Origin of the sequence: Streptomyces sp. CA-243310, from assembly GCF_050936775.1 — a bacterium.
Taxonomy (GTDB): domain Bacteria; phylum Actinomycetota; class Actinomycetes; order Streptomycetales; family Streptomycetaceae; genus Streptomyces.
On sequence record NZ_JBNJMF010000001.1, the window covers coordinates 2,180,295 to 2,197,799 of the forward strand.

A 17,505-nucleotide genomic window follows, 5' to 3' on the forward strand; every position below is an offset into this window, starting at 1 on the left:
CCACCCAGGGAGTTCCCTCCAGGCGGGCAGTGCGGCGACGAGCGCGATGGATGTCCCGGGGCCGTCGGGGCGGGCGTAGTCGAGCGGCACCCGCAGGGCGGCGCAGCGGACCGGCTCGGGCAGGTCCTCGACGTCGGGGCAGGCGCGGAAGACGAGGGGGCCGCGGGCGGCCCGTCCCCGCCCCGCGACGAGCGCGGCGCCCGCATGGCGGCCCCTTCATCTCATCGGCCGGTCCGGTCAGATGCCGCCGCGGGCCCCCTGTGAAGGATCACCCGCCGGTGTCGATCGGCTCGTCAGGAGCTGCTGGAGCAACTGGACCCGGAGGAGCCGCCGCAACTGGAACTCGACGAGGAACAGCTCGAACTCGACGACGAGCAGCTCGAACCCGACGAGGAACAGCTCGAACCGCCCCCGCCCCCACCGCAGCCGGACCCGGAGGATCCGCAGCCGGACCCGCCGCCGGAGCAACTCGCCCCGCCGCCGCCACAACCGGACCCGGACCCGGAGGACCCACACCCCGAGGTGCCGGTGGCGCTGCTCGCGCACCACACGAGGACGGGCAGCACGTCGTCCCCCGACCCGGACGAGGAGCGCGACCGGTGCGGGCCCGTCCCGGCCCGGGACTGGGCGGCGGCCAACCGGGTGCTGCGGGCCGCCGGGACCAGTTGTTGGCGCAGGAGCGGGTCGCGCAGGCCCCGCAGCCCGAACAGGGCGGTCTGGACGTGCGGGGTGTGGTCGTTGAGGTAATGGGCCCGGAACTCGCCGAGCGCGGCCCGCCCCGAGGGCGTGATCCGCCGCCCGGCCCGCTTGGCCGCCACGCCGCCGATCACGATCCCGCCCAACAGGGCCGGGAACACCAGCACGATGAACGGGACCCGGGGGTCGGTCGCCAGGGCCCAGGAAACGATGGTGAGGGGCAGCGACAGCACCAGCAGCAGACCGCACACCGCGACCTGAAGGATGCCCCGGCGCCGCCAGGTGCGTCCCGTGCCGGGTGGGGAGAGCAGCCCCCGGTGGGCCAGGGCGTCCCCGATCTCCTGCACGGCAGGGTCCGACATGGCGGCGTACCGCACCTGGTACAGCCATCCGGAGGGAGCCAGCCGCAGCGCCAGCAGGACCGCGCGCTCGGCGGCGTCGTTGGCGCGGGCGCCGGGCCGGGCCTGGACGATGCCCGGTCCGCCGACGACCAGACGGCCGTCGCCGAGCAGCGAGACGAGGGCGCTGTCCACGACCGCGCCGGGTCCGCCCGCCATGAACGCGGCCTCCGAGAGGTCGTGCAGCCGCTCGGACGGGGCGGCCGGGGGCCGCGAGGCCCGCAGCCCCCGCAGGAGCAGGACGGTGGAGACGAGGACGCCGATCCAGACGGCGACGGCGAGGATGTTCACGCTGCTCTCCCCACCAGGGTCCGTGCCCAGCGCACGATGCGGCGCGGTGGCCGCGCCCCGGCCCGGTCCCGCCACCAGAGGGTCAGCCGCCGGCGGGCGGCCGGGTCGGCCGGAAGGTCCTGGATCAGCAGGTGTTCGGCGAAGTCCAGGGCGTCCCGGCGGTACCCGTCCGTCATGGGGCGGTGGCGCGCGTACCCGAGGAAGGCGGTGCGGTACGCCTCCTCCCCGCCCAGGATCGCGGGCAGTTCGGGCGCCACGTTCGCCACGACCGACGCCCGCTTGGCGGCCAGCGCCCGCGCCTGCACCCGGATCCGCTGCCGGTCGAACCCCTCGGGCACCGGGGTGCCGGCCACCAGCGCCGACAACAGCGCGGCCTGCTGCAACCCGAGCCGGGTCCGCGCCCGCTCCGACGGGCCCTGACGCGGCACGTGTCGGGTGGAGGGGGTGGAGGGGGTGCGCGGACCGGCGGGGCGCGCGGCGGCGTGGCCGGCGTCCAGGACGGCCCGGATCGCGGCGAGTTCGCCCTCCAGCTCGCCCTCGGGCGGGAAGTCGTCGTCCCGCTCCAGCAGCACGCCGGCCGGCTCGAACCGCCGGCGGAGTTCCGCCAGCACGTCCAGCACCACCGGCGGCACGGGGTGCGCGTGCGTGTCGTGCCACACACCGCCCCGCTCCACGCCGCCGGCGACGTGCACGTACGCCAGGGCCTCCGGCGGGATCGCGTCCAGCACCGCCGCAGGGTCCTCGCCGCGGTTCACCCGGTTCGTGTGCAGGTTCGCGACGTCGATGAGCAGCCGTACGCCGGTGCGCTCCACCAACTCCGTCAGGAACCGGGCCTCCGTCAGCTCCTCCCCGGGCCACGAGAACAGCGCGGCTATGTTCTCCAGCGCCAGCGGCACCGGCAGCGCGTCCTGGGCGATCCGGACGTTCTCGCACAGCACGTCCAGGGCGTCGCGGGTGCGCGGCACGGGCAGCAGGTGTCCGGCCTCCAAGGCGGGCGAGGAGGTCCGTACGAAGGCTATGTGCTCGGTCACCAGTGGTGCCCCCAGGGCCACCGCCCGCTCCCCGAGCGCGGCGAGCTTCCCGGCGTCGGGGCGCTCGGCACCGCCGAGCCCCAACGAGACGCCGTGCGGGACCACGCGGACGCCCCGTTCGAGCAGTCGGCTGAGCGACGCGGGCAGATGGCCCGGGCAGATGTTCTCGGCCACCACCTCGACCCAGTCCAGGCCCGGCAGCCGTTCCACCGCGTCCGCGATCTCCGGCCGCCAGCCGATGCCCACTCCCAGGTGTGCCATGGGCTTCATGTCCCCCGCCCCCTTTCCTCGGTCCCTCTGCCCGTGTCATGGCCCCGACGCAGTCGCGCCAATCCGCAGGAGGGGACGTTCAGAGCAACATTTGAGGTTCCTCGCGGACGGCGGGAGTCCGGATGCCGGGGCGCCCGCCCCCGGGGGCCTTACAGCCGCGCCCGCAGGGCCGGGTGGTCGGAGACCACCGTGCAGGATCCCGGCGCGATCTCGGTGAAACCGGCGTCCCGGACCACCGGCAGCCCGCTGCCGCTCAGCTCGGCCCACCGCTCGCGCGGGGCGGTCCGTACGGCCAGCCGGAAACCGGAGTCGCGCCACGCCGCGCGTTCGGCGGGCTCCAACTCCCACCACGCCAGCTGGGCGGCGTGCCCGGTCTGGGCCATCGCCTTGCCGGCCGACATGTCGAGGTCCGGGTTGAGCCACAGCACCGGTACGCCGGGCGCGGCAGGGGGGACCGGCTCCGGGTCGTCCAGGTCGGTGCCCGACACCTGGAGCTTGGCCAGTTCCTTCGGCCAGCCGTCGAGCGGCACGGGCGGGAAGACGCGCACCTCGGCCTCGGCCTCGACTTCGGGCGAGGCCGGTGCGGAGGTGCGCGGCGCGGCCTCGCCGCGAACCGTCACGCCCGGCAGCGTCCCCGCCTTGCGCCACTCAGCCCCGCGCGCCCGTCGGACCACCTTGCGGATCCGGGCGTCCTGCCAGTCCCGTACGGCCTCGGCCCATTCGCCCTCGCCGTGGGCCCGTTCGTCCGTCAGCAGCACCAGCACCGCGCGGGCCGCCGTCTCCAGGGCGGCGGTGCGGGCCGGCGGCGCCGCCTTCTCGATCCGTACGACCAACGGCAGCACGAACTGCGGGGCCTCGTCACGGGCGGCGTGCTCCCGCCGGAAGGGACTGTCGGCCCCGACCGCGGGCACGGGGGTGGGGGCGGGGTCCCGGAGGGCGTCCCGCGCGGGTCCGCGCGCGGCCTGGGTGTCGTCGGTGCTCATCCGGCCAAGTTTGCCGGCCTCCGACTCCAGGATGATGTCGCAGGGGTCCCCGGCGGGCGAGGATCGGGCGCATGAAGAGTGATCTTTTCGCGTCCGAGAACCTGGTCCAGCCCGCAGCCGCCCCCGGCATGACCCTGCAGAACGCCAAATCCGTCAAGTACGCCGTCAACGGCGAGATGCTCGCCCGTCAGGGCTCGATGGTCGCCTTCCGCGGCAACCTCCAGTTCGAGCGCAAGGGCCAGGGCATAGGCGGCATGCTCAAGCGCGCCGTGACCGGCGAGGGCCTCGCGTTGATGTCCGTGCGCGGCCAGGGCGAGGCCTGGTTCGCCCACCAGGCCGGCAACTGCTTCATCATCGACTTCGAGCCGGGCGACGCGCTCACCATCAACGGTCGCAACGTCCTGTGCTTCGACTCCGGCCTGTCCTACGAGATCAAGATGGTCAAGGGCGCCGGCATGACCGGCGGCGGCCTCTTCAACAGCCTCTTCACCGGCGTCGGCAAGCTCGCCGTCACATGCGACGGCAACCCGATCATCATCCCGGTCACCGCCCAGTCCCCGGTGTTCGTCGACACGGACGCGGTCGTCGGCTGGAGCGCCTCCCTGGACACCGGACTGCACCGTTCCCAGTCCGTCGGCTCGATGATCCGCGGCGGCTCCGGCGAGGCCGTCCAACTCAAGCTCAGCGGCGAGGGCTTCGTCATCGTCCGCCCGAGCGAGGTCACCGAGGCGACCCCGGGACATTGAGGCTGACGAAGGTGGGCCGCCGCCACGGCCGGCGGCGGCCCTGGGTGCTGCGGGGCGTCTCGATGGAGCTGCCGCCGGGCGCCCTGATACGCGTCGAGGGCCGCAACGGGGACGGCAAGTCCACCCTGCTGAGGCTCGTCGCCGGCATCGACACCCCGACCGAGGGCCGGATCACCGGCCGACCGGGCCGCACCGCGTACGTACCCGAGCGCTTCCCGGCCGCGCTGCCGCTCACGGCCGCCGCCTACCTGACCCGCATGGGCAGGGTCCACGGCCTGCCGCGCGCCACCGCGGCCGACCGGGCCACCGGCTGGCTGGAGCGGTTCGGGGCGGCCGACCACGCCCGCACCCCGCTCGCCGAACTGTCCAAGGGATCCGCGCAGAAGGTGGCCGTCGCCCAGGCGCTGCTCGCCGATCCCGCCCTGCTCGTCCTCGACGAGGCCTGGACGGGCCTGGACACCGCCGCCCGCAGCGAGCTCGACCGGGCCGTGCTGGAACGAACCGCCGGCGGAGGCACCGTGCTCTTCGTCGACCACGACCCGCGCCGGCTCGCGGGCGCCGCCGACGCGCGCCACCGGATCGAGGACGCCGCGTTGGTGCCCGCGTCGCCGGAGGCCGGCGACGCGGGACCGTACGTGCGCGTCCACGTGACGGGACCGCCCGGCGCCGTGCCCCCTCCCGGGCTGTCGACCGAACCCGCCCCGGACGGGGGCCTGCTGCTCACGGTGCCCGCCGCGCGGTCCGACGCCGCGCTGCGCGCCCTGCTCACCGCGGATCCGCCCTGGCACGTCCGCGGCGTGCGGGAGCTGCCGTGACCGCCCTGCTCCGCTACCAGGCGGAGCTGCTGCTGCGCTCCCAGCGCTGGCTCGCGCCCGTCCTGCTGTACGCCGCCCTGCTCGCGATCGGGGTCCGGCCCGGGGACCCGATGGCCGACTCGCTCGGCCTCGCGTCGGCCGCGCTGGTCCCGGTGGCGGCCTGGCTCGTACGGGTCTGCGTGACGGGCGAGCCCGACGCGGCCCGTGACTGCGCCGCCGCCGCGCGGGGACCCGTGCGGGTCCACGCGGCCGTCCTGCTCACCGCCCTCGGCGGGGCCACGATCATCGGGTGCGCGGGGGGCGCGGTCGTCCTGGCGGTGTGCGCGCCGGCCGCGGCGGGCCGGGGGCCGGCCGCCCTCGCCGGAGCCGGCGCCGTGCTGGTGTGCGCGCTGACCGGCACGGCCGTCGGGGCGCTGACTGGCCGGCCGCTGCTGCGCGGCCCCGGTCTCTCCGTCGCCGCGGCCGGGCTCGGCAGCCTCCTCGCCCTGGTCACGGCCGGTTCCCCGGCTCGCACCGCGGTGACCGGGCTGGTCACCGGATCGCCGGCGGTCCCGGTCGGCGCCCTCGCGGTGGCGGCGGTCGCGGCCGGCGCGGCGGGTGCGGTGGCCTGCCGCCTCGCCGCGCGGCGAGGCTGAGTACGCTCGAAGGCATGGACCAGAACCGGCAGGAGACCTCGTACTGCCCCGCTCCGACCGCACCCGCCGAGTCCGTCGTGGTGCCCGGACCGCCCTACGCGGACTGCTTGGAGTGCGGCAAGCCCACCGAGTACGGGGTCGCGACCCCGGGCGTGGTGCTGTGCCCGGTGTGCGAGTGGCAGGAAGCGCAGCGCACTGCCTGCTCGGGCTGACCCCGGACCCGGCCCGCATGCCGGGCCCCGGACCCGCTGTCGGCTCGTGGCCCGCTCACTTCCCGATGAGTTCGGACACCTTCACGAAGCGGTAGCCGCGCTTGCGCAGCTCCGGGACGATCGTGTGGATGGCCTCCTCGGTGACCGGTGCGGCGCTGCGTGTGCAGTGCATGACGACCACGGAGCCGGGCTTGACCCCGGCGAGCACCTGCTCGGCCACCGCGTCGGGGTCCTTGGCGAAGGCGTCGCCGCTGACCACGTCCCACTGGACGGCCGTCACCTTGGCCGAGGCGATGGCCCGCAGCGCCTGGTCGTCGTAACAGCCGCCGGGGAAGCGGAAGTACGGGACGGTGTTGACGGCGCCCGCCGTGCGGAAGGCGGCGAAGGCCCGGTCCACGTCGGCGCGGGCCGCGGCGCCGTCGAGGGTGGGCAGTCCGTAGCAGGGGGACTTGAAGGCGTGGTGGCTGTACGAGTGGTTCGCGATCTCGAAGTTGGGGTCGGTGCCGATCGCCTTCGCCTGGTCCGGGTACTCCTCGGCCCAGCGCCCCGTCATGAAGATCGTCGAGGGCACCTTGAGGGTGCGCAGGGTGGAGATCAGCTCGGGGTTGTCGAAGCGTTCCCCCGAGGCGGCGCGCGGCCCCTGATCGGAGGTCATGTCGGCGTCGAACGTCAACGCCACCGTCTTGTCGGCCGGCCGCTTCGCGCGTTCGAAGACCGGGGTCAGGCCGTTCGGGCCGGGGGCGATGGTGGGGGCCTTGCCGGGCGCGCCGGGTCGCGGGGCCGCCGAGGAGCCCGGGGTGCCGGGGGAGGGGGAGGGGGACGCGGGGGTCGATGCCGCAGGGGTGCCCATACGGGCCTCGCCGCCGGCCTTCGACGTGCCGGTGCCGCCCGCGCATCCTGCGAGGGCGGCACCGAGGGCGGTCACGACCGCGACGTTGCGCACTGAGACTGAAATGGTCACATGAGCAAAATATATGACTATGTGGCAAGTAGTCGTTTGCGGCACTCGTCCACGTCGAAGTCACCCTTCGGGTACCGGGGCGCCAAGCCCTCCAGATGCTCCAGCAGCAGGGTGCTGATCGCCCAGTCGCGGTACCACTTGCGGTCGGCGGGGACCACGAACCACGGCGCGGCGTCGCCGGCGCAGCGCTCCAGGGCCAGCTCGTAGGCGTGCCGGTACTCGCGCCACAGTGCGCGCTCCTCGATGTCGCCCAGGTTGAACTTCCAGTGCTTGTCGGGGTTGTCGAGACGCGCCAGGAGCCGGCTGCGCTGCTCCTCGTAGCCGATGTGGAGGAACACCTTCACCACCGTCACCCCGTCCTCCGCGAGGGACTGTTCGAACCGGTTGATCTGGGAGTACCGGCGACCCAGTTGGCTGCGCGGCACCAGCTCGCGAACCCGGGCGATCAGGACGTCCTCGTAGTGCGAGCGGTCGAAGATGCCGATCTCGCCCGGCAGCGGGAGGGCCTTCGTGACGCGCCACAGGAACGGGTGGCTCAGCTCCTCGGGAGTCGGCGCCTTGAACGCCCTGATCCGGCAGCCGGACGGGTTGAACTGGCCGATCACGTGCTTGACCGTGCCGCCCTTGCCGCTGGTGTCCATGCCCTGGAGCACGAGCAACACCCGCCGGCGGTCCCCGGCGGTCGACGACGCGTACAGCCGCTCCTGCAGGGAGGCCAGCGGCTCGGCCATCCGGGCGATGGCCTCCCGACCGGCCGCCTTGCCGGCGGGACCGGCCGGGGTGCCGGAGGGGTCGAATCGGCGGAGGTCGAGCCGCTCACCCGCGGGGACCCGCAGCACCTCCCGCAGAGGTGGGACGCTCCCGGCCTTGTTCCCGTCCCCGCGCCCGGCCTTCCCCTTCCCCTTCCCCTTCCCGTTCCTTTCCTTGTCCTTCTCCTTCTTCCTGCCCTTGGTCCCGCTCTCGTCCTCGGCTTCGGGCGTGCTGTGCTTCCTGGCCACCTCTACCCCAATCGCGTCGGCTGCGTCCGATGGTGCAACACATCGAACGTGCTCGCGATGCGAGGTCGGTGGCTCAGTGCCAGGGGCCGGTCACCGCGAACGTGGTCCCCGGGGCATAGGCGTTGACGTACATCGTCCGCCGATCGGGCGAGAACGTGACCCCGGCGAACTCCCCCCACGCCGGGGCGCCGGGCCCGCCGATGTCGTCGGCGTTGCGGGCCACCGGGTAGACCTCCCCGCCGAGGGTCACGCCGAACACGTACTGGGCGCCGCCGCCGTCCTCGCACACCATCAGACCGCCGTCCGGCGCCAGACAGATGTTGTCGGGGGAGTCCCCGGGCAGTTCCACGTCGGAGGCCGGTCCGAAGAGCACGTCGAGCCGGAGCCGGGCGCGCACCGGGTCGTAGAACCAGACCTGCCCGTGGTGGTCGGCGCCGGCGCCCTCCCCGGTGCGGGCGTAGCTGGACACGAAGTGGACTCCGCTGCCGCCCCAGTAACAGCCCTCCAGCTTCTGGGCGTGGGTGATCGCGCCCCGGCCGAAGTCCTGGAGGCGGATCGGGGTGTCGGCTGCCGAAGGGTCCGGTACGGGCACCCACTCGACGGGGAACTCGGCCCCGGGCTCGTCCACCACGGCCAGGTCCGGGAGCCCCCGGACCCGCAGCGCCTCCAGGGTCCCGCCGGCCCGCAGGGACCCGGGGCCGGCGAGGGGGCGGGCGGGCAGGAAGCGGTAGAACAGCCCGAAGGGTCGGACGAAGGCGTCCTCGGTCTCGTAGACCACTCCGGTGGAGGGGTCCACGGCGACGGCCTCGTGCGCGAAGCGGCCCATCGCGGTCAGGGGGACGGCTCCCGAGCGGAGCGGGTCGACGGGGTCCACCTCGAAGACGAACCCGTGGTCCTCGGTGTACCCGGAGGTCCCGGCCCTGTCCTCGGTCTCCTCGCAGCTGAGCCAGGTGTTCCAGGGGGTCCGGCCTCCCGCGCAGTTGACGGCGGTGCCGGCGAGGGCGACGCGTTCGGCGGTCACCCGGCCGGTGCGGTCGAGCTCCAGGACGGTGCAGCCGCCGAGCGCCCGGGGGTCGTAGGTCAGCCCCTCGACGGCGGGGACCCGGAGTGCGGCCGTGGTCCGGTTCTCGTGGTTGCGCACCAGGCGGACGGCTCCGCCGGGGCCCGCCGCGAAGGCGGCCATGCCGTCGCAGTTCGCGGGAACGGGTCCCTCGCCGGAACGGAGGGGGTCGCCGGCGCGCGAGAGGACCCGGTACGAGAATCCGGCGGGCAGGTCGAGCAACCGGCGGGGGTCGGGTACCAGCGGCCCGTACCCCCGGGTCACCGGCTCCGCGTCGGCCGCCCCGGCGAACAGCGCGCCGAGGGAACCGCCGAAGGCGATGCCGATGCCGCCGGCGGTGAGCAGGCTGCGGCGGGTGACGGACATCGGCAACTCCCGGCGGTGGCGTCTGACATGTGACCGGGCCGTGTTACCACGCGCCCCGCCCCGCGTCCGCCCGACGCGGCCCCGACCGGCGGGGTGTCACCCCACCGGGTGCCCGCCGCCATCCCGCCGACGCCCCCACCGCATCCCGGTCACCGGCGTCGGCCGGCGCGCGCCGGCCGGAGGGATCCGGGTGCGGCCCGCTCGGGCCGCGCCCCGGGGCGCCGGGGTCAGAGCAGCTCGGCGGAGAGGGTGATCGTCGTGCCCGACAGGGCCTGGCTCACCGGGCAGTTCTTCTTGGCGTCCTCGGCCGCGGCGGCGAAGCCCTCGGCGTCCAGACCCGGGACCTCGGCCCGCACCGTCAGGTGGATGCCGGTGATGCCCTCACCGGGCTGGAACGTCACATCGGCCTTGGTCTCCACCCGGGTGGGGGGAGTGCCCGCGCCGTCCAGGCCGTGCGAGAGCGCCATCGAGTAGCAGCTGGAGTGCGCGGCCGCGATCAGCTCCTCCGGGCTGGTCTTGCCGTTCGCGGCCTCGGCGCGCGAGGGCCAGGAGACGTCGAACGAGCCCTGGCCGGAGGAGTCGAGGGTGACGACGCCGGCGCCCTTGAGGAGGCTGCCCTGCCAGTCGGTGTGGGCGGTACGCGTGGTGGCCATGATGGATCCCTTCGCAGAGGTGGCAACGACCGGGCCGACCCGCAGGGGAATCCGGGACGGATCCGTGCGGGAGGGGCCCGGCGTTCCCCAACCTACTGGGCCACCAGCGGCTTCGCGTCGCGCGCCAGGGCGGTGAGCCGGGATATGGCCCGGAAGTACTTCTTCCGATAGCCGCCGTTGAGCATTTCTTCACTGAACAGCCGGTCGAAGGGCAGTCCCGAGGCGAGGACCGGGATCTCCCGGTCGTACAGCCGGTCCGCCAGGACGACCAGGCGCAGGGCCGTCGACTGGTCGGGGATCGGGCCGACATCGGTCAGGCAGACGGCCGACACCCCGTCCGTGAGCGCCCCGTAGCGGCTGGGGTGCACCTTAGCCAGGTGTTCCAGCAGCCCCGGGAAGTCGTCGAGGCTCGCGCCCGGCGTCGCGTACGCCGCCTTGGTCACCTGCTCGTCCGAGAACGGCGCGGGCGCCTCGGGCAGGCCGCGGTGCCGGTAGTCCTGGCCGTCGATGCGCAGCGGCCGGAAGTGCGAGGACAGGCCCTGGATCTCCCGCAGGAAGTCGGCGGCGGCGAACCGGCCCTCGCCGAGCTTGCCGGGCAGCGTGTTGGAGGTGGCGGCCAGCGCCACGCCCTGCTCCACCAGGCGGCTCAGCAGCGAGGACACCAGCACGGTGTCGCCCGGGTCGTCGAGCTCGAACTCGTCGATGCACAGGAGCCGGTGCCCGCCCAGTGTCCGCACGGTCTGCTGGAAGCCCAGGGCGCCGACCAGGTTGGTCAGCTCCACGAACGTGCCGAAGGCCTTCAGCGCCGGTTCCGCGGGGGTGGCGTGCCACAGGGAGGCGAGGAGGTGGGTCTTGCCGACGCCGTAGCCGCCGTCGAGGTACACCCCGCGCGGGGCGGCGGCGGGCGCGGCGGGCTTCTTCGCGAACCAGCGCCGCTTGCCGGAGCCGCTCGCGTGGGCCCCGCCCAGACCGGCCGCGAAGCCGGCGAGGACGGTGACGGCCTCGGACTGGCTCGGCTGCGTCGGGTCCGGGTCGTACGTCTCGAAGCGCACCGAGTCGAAGCGCGGCGGCGGCACCATCTCGGCGACGAGCCGTTCGGCGGGCACGTGCGGGGCGCGGGCGCACAGCGCCTGGGGGCCCTCGTCGGCTATCGGCGGCTGCCCGGCGGCGGCGGAACCAGAGGTCGAGACAGAGGTGGACACAGCCCTTAACTCTACGGGGCGTGCCACACTGCACCGATGCGACGCCTGTTCCCTGTGACCGATCAGACATCAGCAGCCCGCGGTGACCGCGCATGGTCGTTCGACGAGCTCGCGGAGGCGTACGCGTACCCCGCGCTCGACGTCGATGCCCACTGGCTGCGGGCCAACATGGTCTCCACGCTGGACGGGGCCGCCCAGCACGACGGCCGTTCGCAGCCCATCTCGGGCGAGACCGACATGCGGATCTTCGGCACCCTGCGGGCTTTGGCGGACGTGGTGGTCGTGGGCGCGGAAACGGTTCGCCAGGAGGGGTACCGGCCCGCCCGTGCCCGCGAGGCGTTCGCGGCCCGCCGCAGCGCCGCCGGTCAGGGCCCGGCCGCCGCCATCGCGGTGATCACCGCCTCCATGGACCTGGACTTCTCGCTGCCGCTCTTCACCTCCCCGCTGGTGCCCACGCTGGTCCTGACCGGCGCCGGGGCGCCCTCGGAGCGGGTGGCGGCGGCCGTGGAGGCCGGGGCCGAGGTCGTGGTGGCGGGCGACGGGAGCGCCGTGGACCCCGCCCGGGCGGTACGGGAGCTGGCGGACCGGGGGCTGCGCCGTCAGCTGACCGAGGGCGGGCCGAGGCTGCTGGGCCAGTTCGTGGCCGCCGACGTGCTGGACGAGCTGTGCCTGACGATCTCCCCGACGATGACCGCGGGGGGTGCCCAGCGGATCTCCGGAGGGCCTTCCGTCACGGTTCCGCACCGGCTCGCGCCCGCGTGCGTACTGGAAGAGGCCGGGTTCCTCTTCACCAGTTACCGTCGGATCTGACAAGGGGCGGAATTTGTCGTTCCGCTTAGCTTCCGCTGGGCACACTACCTGCGCGGCCCCGTGTGACAGCGGGGCAGGATGGTTTCCGCAGGGGCCGGCCCGACCGGCCTCGGCCCATGAAGGAGAGGGCGTCCGTGTTCACGAGCGTATTGATGATCGAGCAGCCGCTGACCACGGTGGACGTGGACTTCGTCACCACCCTGCACGGAGACGACCAGGTCTCCTTCGTCGTCCTCATGCAACCCCGGGGTGACCAGGACCGGCTGCTCCGCGCCATCGACGACGTCGCGCTCGGCGAACTCCCCGAGGCCGTCCACGAGGGTGAGGAACCCGAGGGGGAGGCCGCCCAGGGTCCCGCCGCGCAGGCCCTGGCGCACTCCCTGAACGCCCTGCGCCACAAGGGCGCCAACGCCACCGGGCAGATCATCGGGGCCCACCCCCTGGACAAGCTGAAGGCCGTCGTGGAGGAGACGAACGCCGACGAGGTGATCGTCTTGACCGCGCCGCACTTCGTCGAGGAGTTCTTCCACCGGGACTGGGCCTCCCGTGCCCGGCACAAGGTCGGCGTTCCGGTGCTCAAGCTCTTCGCCCACAACGAATAGGCTGGGTCCGGTTCACCTCTCGTACTCGATTCCTGGAGCGACCTGAATGAAGCCCGGCCTGCCGACCGCCATGGAACGGCCCCACTTCATCGGCATCGGCGGCGCCGGCATGTCCGGCATCGCGAAGATCCTCGCCCAGCGCGGGGCCGAGGTGGCCGGGAGCGACTCCCGTGACTCCGAGACCGCCCGGGCGCTGCGCGCCCACGGCGCCACGGTCCACATCGGGCACGCGGCCGAGCACCTCGCCGACGACTCCACCTGCGTGGTCGTCTCCAGCGCCATCCGGGCCGACAACCCGGAGCTGGTCCGCGCCGCCGAACTGGGCATCCCCGTCGTGCACCGCTCCGACGCCCTCGCCGGCCTGATGGACGGCCCGCGCGCCATCGCCGTCGCCGGCACGCACGGCAAGACCACCACCACCTCGATGCTGGCGGTGTCCCTCTCGGCACTGGGCCTGGACCCCTCGTACGCCATCGGCGGCGACCTCGACGTCCCCGGTTCCAACGCCCACCACGGCGCGGGTGACATCTTCGTGGCCGAGGCGGACGAGAGCGACCGCAGCTTCCACAAGTACACCCCGCAGGTCGCGATCATCCTCAACGCGGAACTCGACCACCACGCGAACTACGCGTCGATGGAGGAGATCCACGAGTCCTTCGAGACCTTCGTCGGCAAGATCGTCCCCGGTGGCACCCTCGTCATCGCCCACGGTCAGGAGGGCGCCGCCGAGATCGCCCGCCGGGTCGCCGACCGGGACGGCCTGACCGTCGTCACCTACGGCGAGGAGCCCGAGGCCGACGTCCGGATCACGAAGATCACCCCGCGCGGCCTGACGAGCGAGGTCACCGTCGTCATCGGCGGCCGGATGCTCACCTTCACCGTCTCCGTGCCCGGCCGCCACTACGCGCACAACGCCGTCGCGGCCCTCGCCGCCGGTGTCGCGCTCGGCATCCCCGCCCACAACCTGGCCTCCGCCCTCGGCAAGTACACCGGGGTCAAGCGCCGCCTCCAGCTCAAGGGCGAGGAGGCCGGCGTCCAGGTCATCGACTCCTACGCGCACCACCCCACGGAGATGACCGCGGACCTGGAGGCCATCCGCGGCGCCGCCGGGGACTCCCGCATCCTGGTGGTCTTCCAGCCCCACCTGTTCTCCCGCACCCAGGAACTCGGCAAGGAGATGGGCCGGGCCCTGGCCCTCGCCGACGCCTCCGTGGTCCTGGACATCTACCCGGCCCGCGAGGACCCGATCCCCGGCATCACCAGCGAGCTGATCATCGCCGCCGCCCGCACCGCGGGCGCCGACGTCAGCGCCGAGCACGACAAGGCCGCCGTCGCCGACGTCATCGCGGGAATGGCGAAGCCCGGTGATCTCGTTCTCACCATGGGCGCGGGCGACGTCACGGACCTGGGTCCCCAGATCCTCGCCCGGCTGTCGAACTGAGGGAGCGGGAACGTCATGGCGTACGAGGTCGAGAAGACGGACGAGCAGTGGCAGGCGGAGCTGACCCCGTCCGAGTACCAGGTGCTGCGCCTCGCCGGCACCGAGCCCGCCTTCCGCGGTGAGTACACCGACACCAAGACGGAAGGCGTCTACTCCTGCCGGGGCTGCGGTTCCGAGCTGTTCCGCTCGTCGGAGAAGTTCGAGTCGCACTGCGGCTGGCCGTCCTTCTTCGACCCGAAGGACACCGACGCGGTCGAGCTGATCGCCGACACCTCGCACGGCATGGTCCGCACCGAGGTCCGCTGCGCGAAGTGCGGCTCGCACCTGGGCCACGTCTTCGAGGGCGAGGGGTACCCCACCCCGACCGACCAGCGGTACTGCATCAACAGCATCTCCTTGCGGCTGGCCCCCGACGCGTCCTGACGCACCGCGTCCCCGTGCCCGTGTCGACACCCCGGTGACGGCACGGGCACCGGCACGCGGGGACGACCGAACGGATCCGTCACGCCGGCCCGCTCGCCGCCGTTCCGTCCACGCGGTCGTCGTGGCGGGCGGGGACGTCGGGCGGGGGCGACGGGACCGGGACGGGCGACCCGGGCGGCGGCTGCCGCCGGGACGACGTCCTCAGCCGGTCGCGGAGCCGGCCGAACGCGCCCGGGCGCTGCCAGGCGCGGAACTCCTCGACCCAGCGGCCACCCAGCCGGTCCAGCTCCTCCTCGACCGCGGCCGACTCCGCGGGCGTCAGCCCCCGCACGACGGGCCGCAGCACCCGATCGAGCAGGTCCGTACGGGTCTCCTGCCAGACCGGGCCCGCCTGCGGCTGGGAGGACCAGGCGGCGAAGCAGCCCGCGAGCCGGCGCGGGGAGCGCCGCAACCGGTCCGGCAGCGCCGGATCGCCGGCCATCCTCCGGTACGCGGCCAGCAGCTCGACGTCGTTGCTCTCGATCAGTGCCCGCAGCTCGCCCTCGGTCCGGTCGTCGCCGAGCAGCCGCACCGCCACCGCCGCGTACGCGTGGTCCCTCGGCCCCGGTTCCGGGTCCAGGCTCCGCAGGGCCAGTGCCGTCCGGACCCAGCCGGGCCCGGCCGTGCCCGCCCGCAGGTTCCGGGCCAGCTCCAACAGCAGCAGCGACGGCCGCAGCGGCTCGGGCAGCTCCGCCCGGAACTCCTCCAGCAGTCTCGGCGCCAGTACCGCCGCGTCCGCGTCGTCGGCCGGCGCCCGCACCGCGGCCTGCGCCAGCGTTTCGACGGTGCCGGCCTCCACGTGCGGCGCGGCCCCGGTCGTCGACAGCAGCAGCGCAGCCTCGGCCGCGCTCGGCGGCTCCCCGTCCCACACCAGCCGCATCGCCGTCCGCAGCACCAACGGGTCGGCGTGGACGGTGGATCCGCTCCGTTCCACCAGGGCCGACAGGGCCGCGACCCGGTCCGGCACCGCGGCCAGCACCTCGGGGGCCGCCGCGCACATGTGCAGGTACCGCACCGGGTCCGCGGCCCGTAGACGCAACCGGGTCCGGGCGAACACCCGCACCCCCGCCGCCGGATCGCCCAACACCAAGGCGTTCAGCCGGTTGAGGAGCAGGTGCCGCAGCGCGGGCAGCTCCGTCAGCGCGGCCCGCGCACCCTCCCCGTACGCCCGTTCCGGCTCGGCGAGCAGGCCCGCCGCCAGCCCGCGCGCCACCTCGGGCACCAGCTCGGTGGCGTCCACCCCGAGCACGGCGGCCACCCGCAACAGTCCGGCCCGCTCGCCCGGTTCGCGCTCCGGGTCGGCCAGTGCCGCCCGCAGTTCCGGTCCGAGTTCCGCCGCGAGCCGGCCACGCGTGGCCGCGCCCAGCGCGCCGACCGGCGGCGGGGTACCGGCGCCGCGAACCGCCTCGGTCAGTGCCAGGGCCACCAGCGATTCGTACGCGGCGGGTCGACCCCAGGCGGCCGGCGCCGCCGGCAGCCGTCCGCGGGCGGCGGTCTCGGCGGGCGCCCGGTCCCCGAGCGGGCGCGCCAGGGCCTCGGTCAGCGCGTGCAGGCGTTGCTCGTCCAGCGCCGCCCCGTGCTCCGCCGCCCACTCGGCCGCCGCCGTCCTGCCCGCGGAGTCCAGGGTGATCCCGGCGGCCAGGGCCAGGGCTGCCAGCGGGCCCGCGTCGTAGGGCCGGCCCGGCGGCAGCGGGCGTACCTCCGCCAACAGCGCGTGGCGGCCCGCCGGCCACACCCGTGCGGCGGTGTCGGCCCACACGTCCCCCGAACCGGTGCCCGCGTCCGCGCCGATGCCCTGCTCCGTGTCCGTGCCGAGTGCGCGCGTGGCGTCGTACAGCCGGTACCGGTGGTCCTGCCCGTCCAGGCCGGTGGCGCCCTCCGGCAGCACGCCGATGATCCGTTGCCGGGCGAGCAGGGGCCGCCGGGTGTACGTGGTGAAGGTCAGCCACTGTCCCCGCTGATGCGGCAGCACGCTGCACGCCAGCATGATCCAACGGGCCACGGCCGTGCTGTCCCGTTCCACCAGCACCACCTGCGGGGCCGCCGGGTCCTCCGCGAGCCGCCGCACGTCGGCGAAGAAGCCGGCCAGCCAGGGCCTGCGGGCGGCGACGAACTCCGCCAGCCCGGCCGCGTCGTGGCGGCCCGGCGCGGGAACCCGGTCCAGTGGCGCGGGCGGGCCGCCCGGCGGGGTGTTCGAGGCCCACTGCGACGAACCCCAGGAGGTGATCGGCAGCGCGCCCTTCGTCGGACCGGAACCGGCGGGCTGTGGCAGGTGCACCGCGTGCGTGTGGAAGTTGCCCCACCGGCCGTCGTGGTCCGCGCCCGTGTACACCGAGCGGGCCAACAGTCGGCTGCCGTCCGACAGCACGCTCAGGCTCAACGACTCGGGGAAGGAGGCCGGTTGATCGCCGGTCGGCTGGTCGGGCGCGTCCCGGGGCGGCTCGTACCCGATCAACTGCCCGGCTTCGCGCAACAGGGACGCGGGCGCTCCCGGACTGACCGCGGTGAAGCGGAAGCCGGAGCCGTCGGGCCCGGGCGGGGCGCAGGTGTAGTGGAGCTGTACGAGCTTCACGCGCCCGCCTCCGAGCCGGCCGACGGGCCCGCCGGGGCGGTCGGACCACCCGGGGTCGGCGCCCCGGTCGACCGGCGGGTGCGGACCGGGCCGCGGACCCGGCGCGGGCCGCCGGGCGGGGTCGGTAATCCGCCCGGGTGCCGTACGTCCGGGCCCTGTTGCGCGGCGAGCGGTTCCCCGTAGCGTGCCACCAGGGGATCCGGTGGGACGTCGAGCAGGGTGGGGGAGGGCCCGCGGGCGTGCCAGAACTCGGTCCCCGCCATCAGTCCGCGTCCCCCCGTGCAGTGTGTGGAGGTCATTT

At 74.4% G+C, this 17,505-nt stretch carries 18 protein-coding genes; 8 read left to right on the forward strand and 10 right to left on the reverse strand.

Annotation, left to right across the window (positions count from 1 at the left end):
- Nucleotides 1-293: 293 nt before the first annotated feature.
- The 3 genes from ACQEVM_RS09995 to ACQEVM_RS10005 form a co-directional block, all read right to left on the reverse strand.
- Entirely contained in the window at nt 294-1,385 is a 1,092-nt protein-coding gene (locus ACQEVM_RS09995; RefSeq protein ID WP_433077058.1) for a TIGR04222 domain-containing membrane protein, read from the reverse strand.
- Nucleotides 1,382-2,677 carry a DUF692 domain-containing protein gene (locus ACQEVM_RS10000; RefSeq protein WP_433079911.1) on the reverse strand — a complete coding sequence of 432 codons (1,296 nt, stop codon included), beginning with the start codon at nt 2,675-2,677 and terminating at the stop codon, nt 1,382-1,384. The genes ACQEVM_RS09995 and ACQEVM_RS10000 overlap by 4 nt, the downstream gene beginning before the upstream one ends.
- Before the next feature lie 158 nt (nt 2,678-2,835).
- Complete coding sequence (locus tag ACQEVM_RS10005; protein WP_433077060.1) at nt 2,836-3,669, reverse strand: peptidyl-tRNA hydrolase; 834 nt, start codon at nt 3,667-3,669, stop codon at nt 2,836-2,838.
- Nucleotides 3,670-3,740: 71 nt separating this feature from the next.
- Here ACQEVM_RS10005 and ACQEVM_RS10010 point away from each other — a divergent pair, with 71 nt between their 5' ends.
- From ACQEVM_RS10010 to ACQEVM_RS10025, 4 genes are read left to right on the forward strand one after another with little or no spacing between them, the layout of a single operon-like run.
- Entirely contained in the window at nt 3,741-4,415 is a 675-nt protein-coding gene (locus ACQEVM_RS10010; protein WP_433077062.1) for an AIM24 family protein, read from the forward strand.
- Entirely contained in the window at nt 4,412-5,230 is an 819-nt protein-coding gene (locus tag ACQEVM_RS10015) for an ATP-binding cassette domain-containing protein (RefSeq protein ID WP_433077064.1), read from the forward strand. Before ACQEVM_RS10010 ends, ACQEVM_RS10015 begins: the two co-directional genes overlap by 4 nt.
- Nucleotides 5,227-5,865: an ABC transporter gene (locus ACQEVM_RS10020; protein ID WP_433077066.1), complete on the forward strand. Its 639-nt coding sequence runs from the start codon at nt 5,227-5,229 to the stop codon at nt 5,863-5,865. The genes ACQEVM_RS10015 and ACQEVM_RS10020 overlap by 4 nt, the downstream gene beginning before the upstream one ends.
- Before the next feature lie 14 nt (nt 5,866-5,879).
- Nucleotides 5,880-6,077, forward strand: a complete 198-nt coding sequence (locus ACQEVM_RS10025; protein WP_433077068.1) for a hypothetical protein — start codon at nt 5,880-5,882, stop codon at nt 6,075-6,077.
- Nucleotides 6,078-6,132: 55 nt separating this feature from the next.
- Here the strand turns inward: ACQEVM_RS10025 and ACQEVM_RS10030 are convergent, their stop codons facing one another.
- The 5 genes from ACQEVM_RS10030 to zapE form a co-directional block, all read right to left on the reverse strand.
- The gene (locus ACQEVM_RS10030; protein WP_433079913.1) at nt 6,133-7,032 is read right to left on the reverse strand and encodes a polysaccharide deacetylase family protein; all 900 of its coding nucleotides are present in this window, start codon (nt 7,030-7,032) and stop codon (nt 6,133-6,135) included.
- A 23-nt stretch (nt 7,033-7,055) separates the two neighbouring features.
- Nucleotides 7,056-7,886: a PPK2 family polyphosphate kinase gene (locus ACQEVM_RS10035; protein ID WP_433079915.1), complete on the reverse strand. Its 831-nt coding sequence runs from the start codon at nt 7,884-7,886 to the stop codon at nt 7,056-7,058.
- 223 nt (nt 7,887-8,109) lie between these two features.
- Entirely contained in the window at nt 8,110-9,462 is a 1,353-nt protein-coding gene (locus ACQEVM_RS10040; protein ID WP_433077070.1) for an alkaline phosphatase PhoX, read from the reverse strand.
- A gap of 227 nt (nt 9,463-9,689) precedes the next feature.
- Nucleotides 9,690-10,115, reverse strand: coding sequence for an OsmC family protein (locus tag ACQEVM_RS10045; RefSeq protein ID WP_267796881.1), 426 nt, complete (start codon nt 10,113-10,115; stop codon nt 9,690-9,692).
- Nucleotides 10,116-10,207: 92 nt separating this feature from the next.
- Nucleotides 10,208-11,317 carry a cell division protein ZapE gene (zapE, locus tag ACQEVM_RS10050; RefSeq protein ID WP_351373635.1) on the reverse strand — a complete coding sequence of 370 codons (1,110 nt, stop codon included), beginning with the start codon at nt 11,315-11,317 and terminating at the stop codon, nt 10,208-10,210.
- A gap of 36 nt (nt 11,318-11,353) precedes the next feature.
- Between zapE and ACQEVM_RS10055 the strand changes: the two genes are divergently transcribed.
- The 4 genes from ACQEVM_RS10055 (at nt 11,354) to msrB (ending at nt 14,593) form a co-directional block, all read left to right on the forward strand.
- Complete coding sequence (locus tag ACQEVM_RS10055; RefSeq protein WP_433077073.1) at nt 11,354-12,127, forward strand: pyrimidine reductase family protein; 774 nt, start codon at nt 11,354-11,356, stop codon at nt 12,125-12,127.
- A 134-nt stretch (nt 12,128-12,261) separates the two neighbouring features.
- Nucleotides 12,262-12,729, forward strand: coding sequence for an indole-3-glycerol phosphate synthase (locus ACQEVM_RS10060; protein ID WP_267796884.1), 468 nt, complete (start codon nt 12,262-12,264; stop codon nt 12,727-12,729).
- Between the two features lie 46 nt (nt 12,730-12,775).
- Nucleotides 12,776-14,170, forward strand: a complete 1,395-nt coding sequence (gene murC, locus ACQEVM_RS10065) for a UDP-N-acetylmuramate--L-alanine ligase (RefSeq protein ID WP_433077075.1) — start codon at nt 12,776-12,778, stop codon at nt 14,168-14,170.
- Between the two features lie 15 nt (nt 14,171-14,185).
- Nucleotides 14,186-14,593 carry a peptide-methionine (R)-S-oxide reductase MsrB gene (msrB, locus tag ACQEVM_RS10070; RefSeq protein WP_433077077.1) on the forward strand — a complete coding sequence of 136 codons (408 nt, stop codon included), beginning with the start codon at nt 14,186-14,188 and terminating at the stop codon, nt 14,591-14,593.
- A 79-nt stretch (nt 14,594-14,672) separates the two neighbouring features.
- Here the strand turns inward: msrB and ACQEVM_RS10075 are convergent, their stop codons facing one another.
- Nucleotides 14,673-17,204, reverse strand: coding sequence for a GTPase-associated protein 1-related protein (locus ACQEVM_RS10075; RefSeq protein WP_433077079.1), 2,532 nt, complete (start codon nt 17,202-17,204; stop codon nt 14,673-14,675).
- Nucleotides 17,201-17,503, reverse strand: coding sequence for a hypothetical protein (locus ACQEVM_RS10080; protein WP_433077081.1), 303 nt, complete (start codon nt 17,501-17,503; stop codon nt 17,201-17,203). The genes ACQEVM_RS10075 and ACQEVM_RS10080 overlap by 4 nt, the downstream gene beginning before the upstream one ends.
- Nucleotides 17,504-17,505: the final 2 nt, after the last annotated feature.

Bases quoted from the DNA above. Each gene is read 5' to 3' on its own strand.
- ACQEVM_RS10000 (WP_433079911.1), bottom strand. From the start codon at position 2,677: ATGGCACACCTGGGAGTGGGCATCGGCTGGCGGCCGGAGATCGCGGAC.
- ACQEVM_RS10005 (WP_433077060.1), bottom strand. From the start codon at position 3,669: ATGAGCACCGACGACACCCAGGCCGCGCGCGGACCCGCGCGGGACGCC.
- ACQEVM_RS10010 (WP_433077062.1), top strand. From the start codon at position 3,741: ATGAAGAGTGATCTTTTCGCGTCCGAGAACCTGGTCCAGCCCGCAGCC.
- ACQEVM_RS10025 (WP_433077068.1), top strand. From the start codon at position 5,880: ATGGACCAGAACCGGCAGGAGACCTCGTACTGCCCCGCTCCGACCGCA.
- ACQEVM_RS10040 (WP_433077070.1), bottom strand. From the start codon at position 9,462: ATGTCCGTCACCCGCCGCAGCCTGCTCACCGCCGGCGGCATCGGCATC.
- ACQEVM_RS10045 (WP_267796881.1), bottom strand. From the start codon at position 10,115: ATGGCCACCACGCGTACCGCCCACACCGACTGGCAGGGCAGCCTCCTC.
- ACQEVM_RS10055 (WP_433077073.1), top strand. From the start codon at position 11,354: ATGCGACGCCTGTTCCCTGTGACCGATCAGACATCAGCAGCCCGCGGT.
- murC (WP_433077075.1), top strand. From the start codon at position 12,776: ATGAAGCCCGGCCTGCCGACCGCCATGGAACGGCCCCACTTCATCGGC.
- msrB (WP_433077077.1), top strand. From the start codon at position 14,186: ATGGCGTACGAGGTCGAGAAGACGGACGAGCAGTGGCAGGCGGAGCTG.
- ACQEVM_RS10080 (WP_433077081.1), bottom strand. From the start codon at position 17,503: ATGACCTCCACACACTGCACGGGGGGACGCGGACTGATGGCGGGGACC.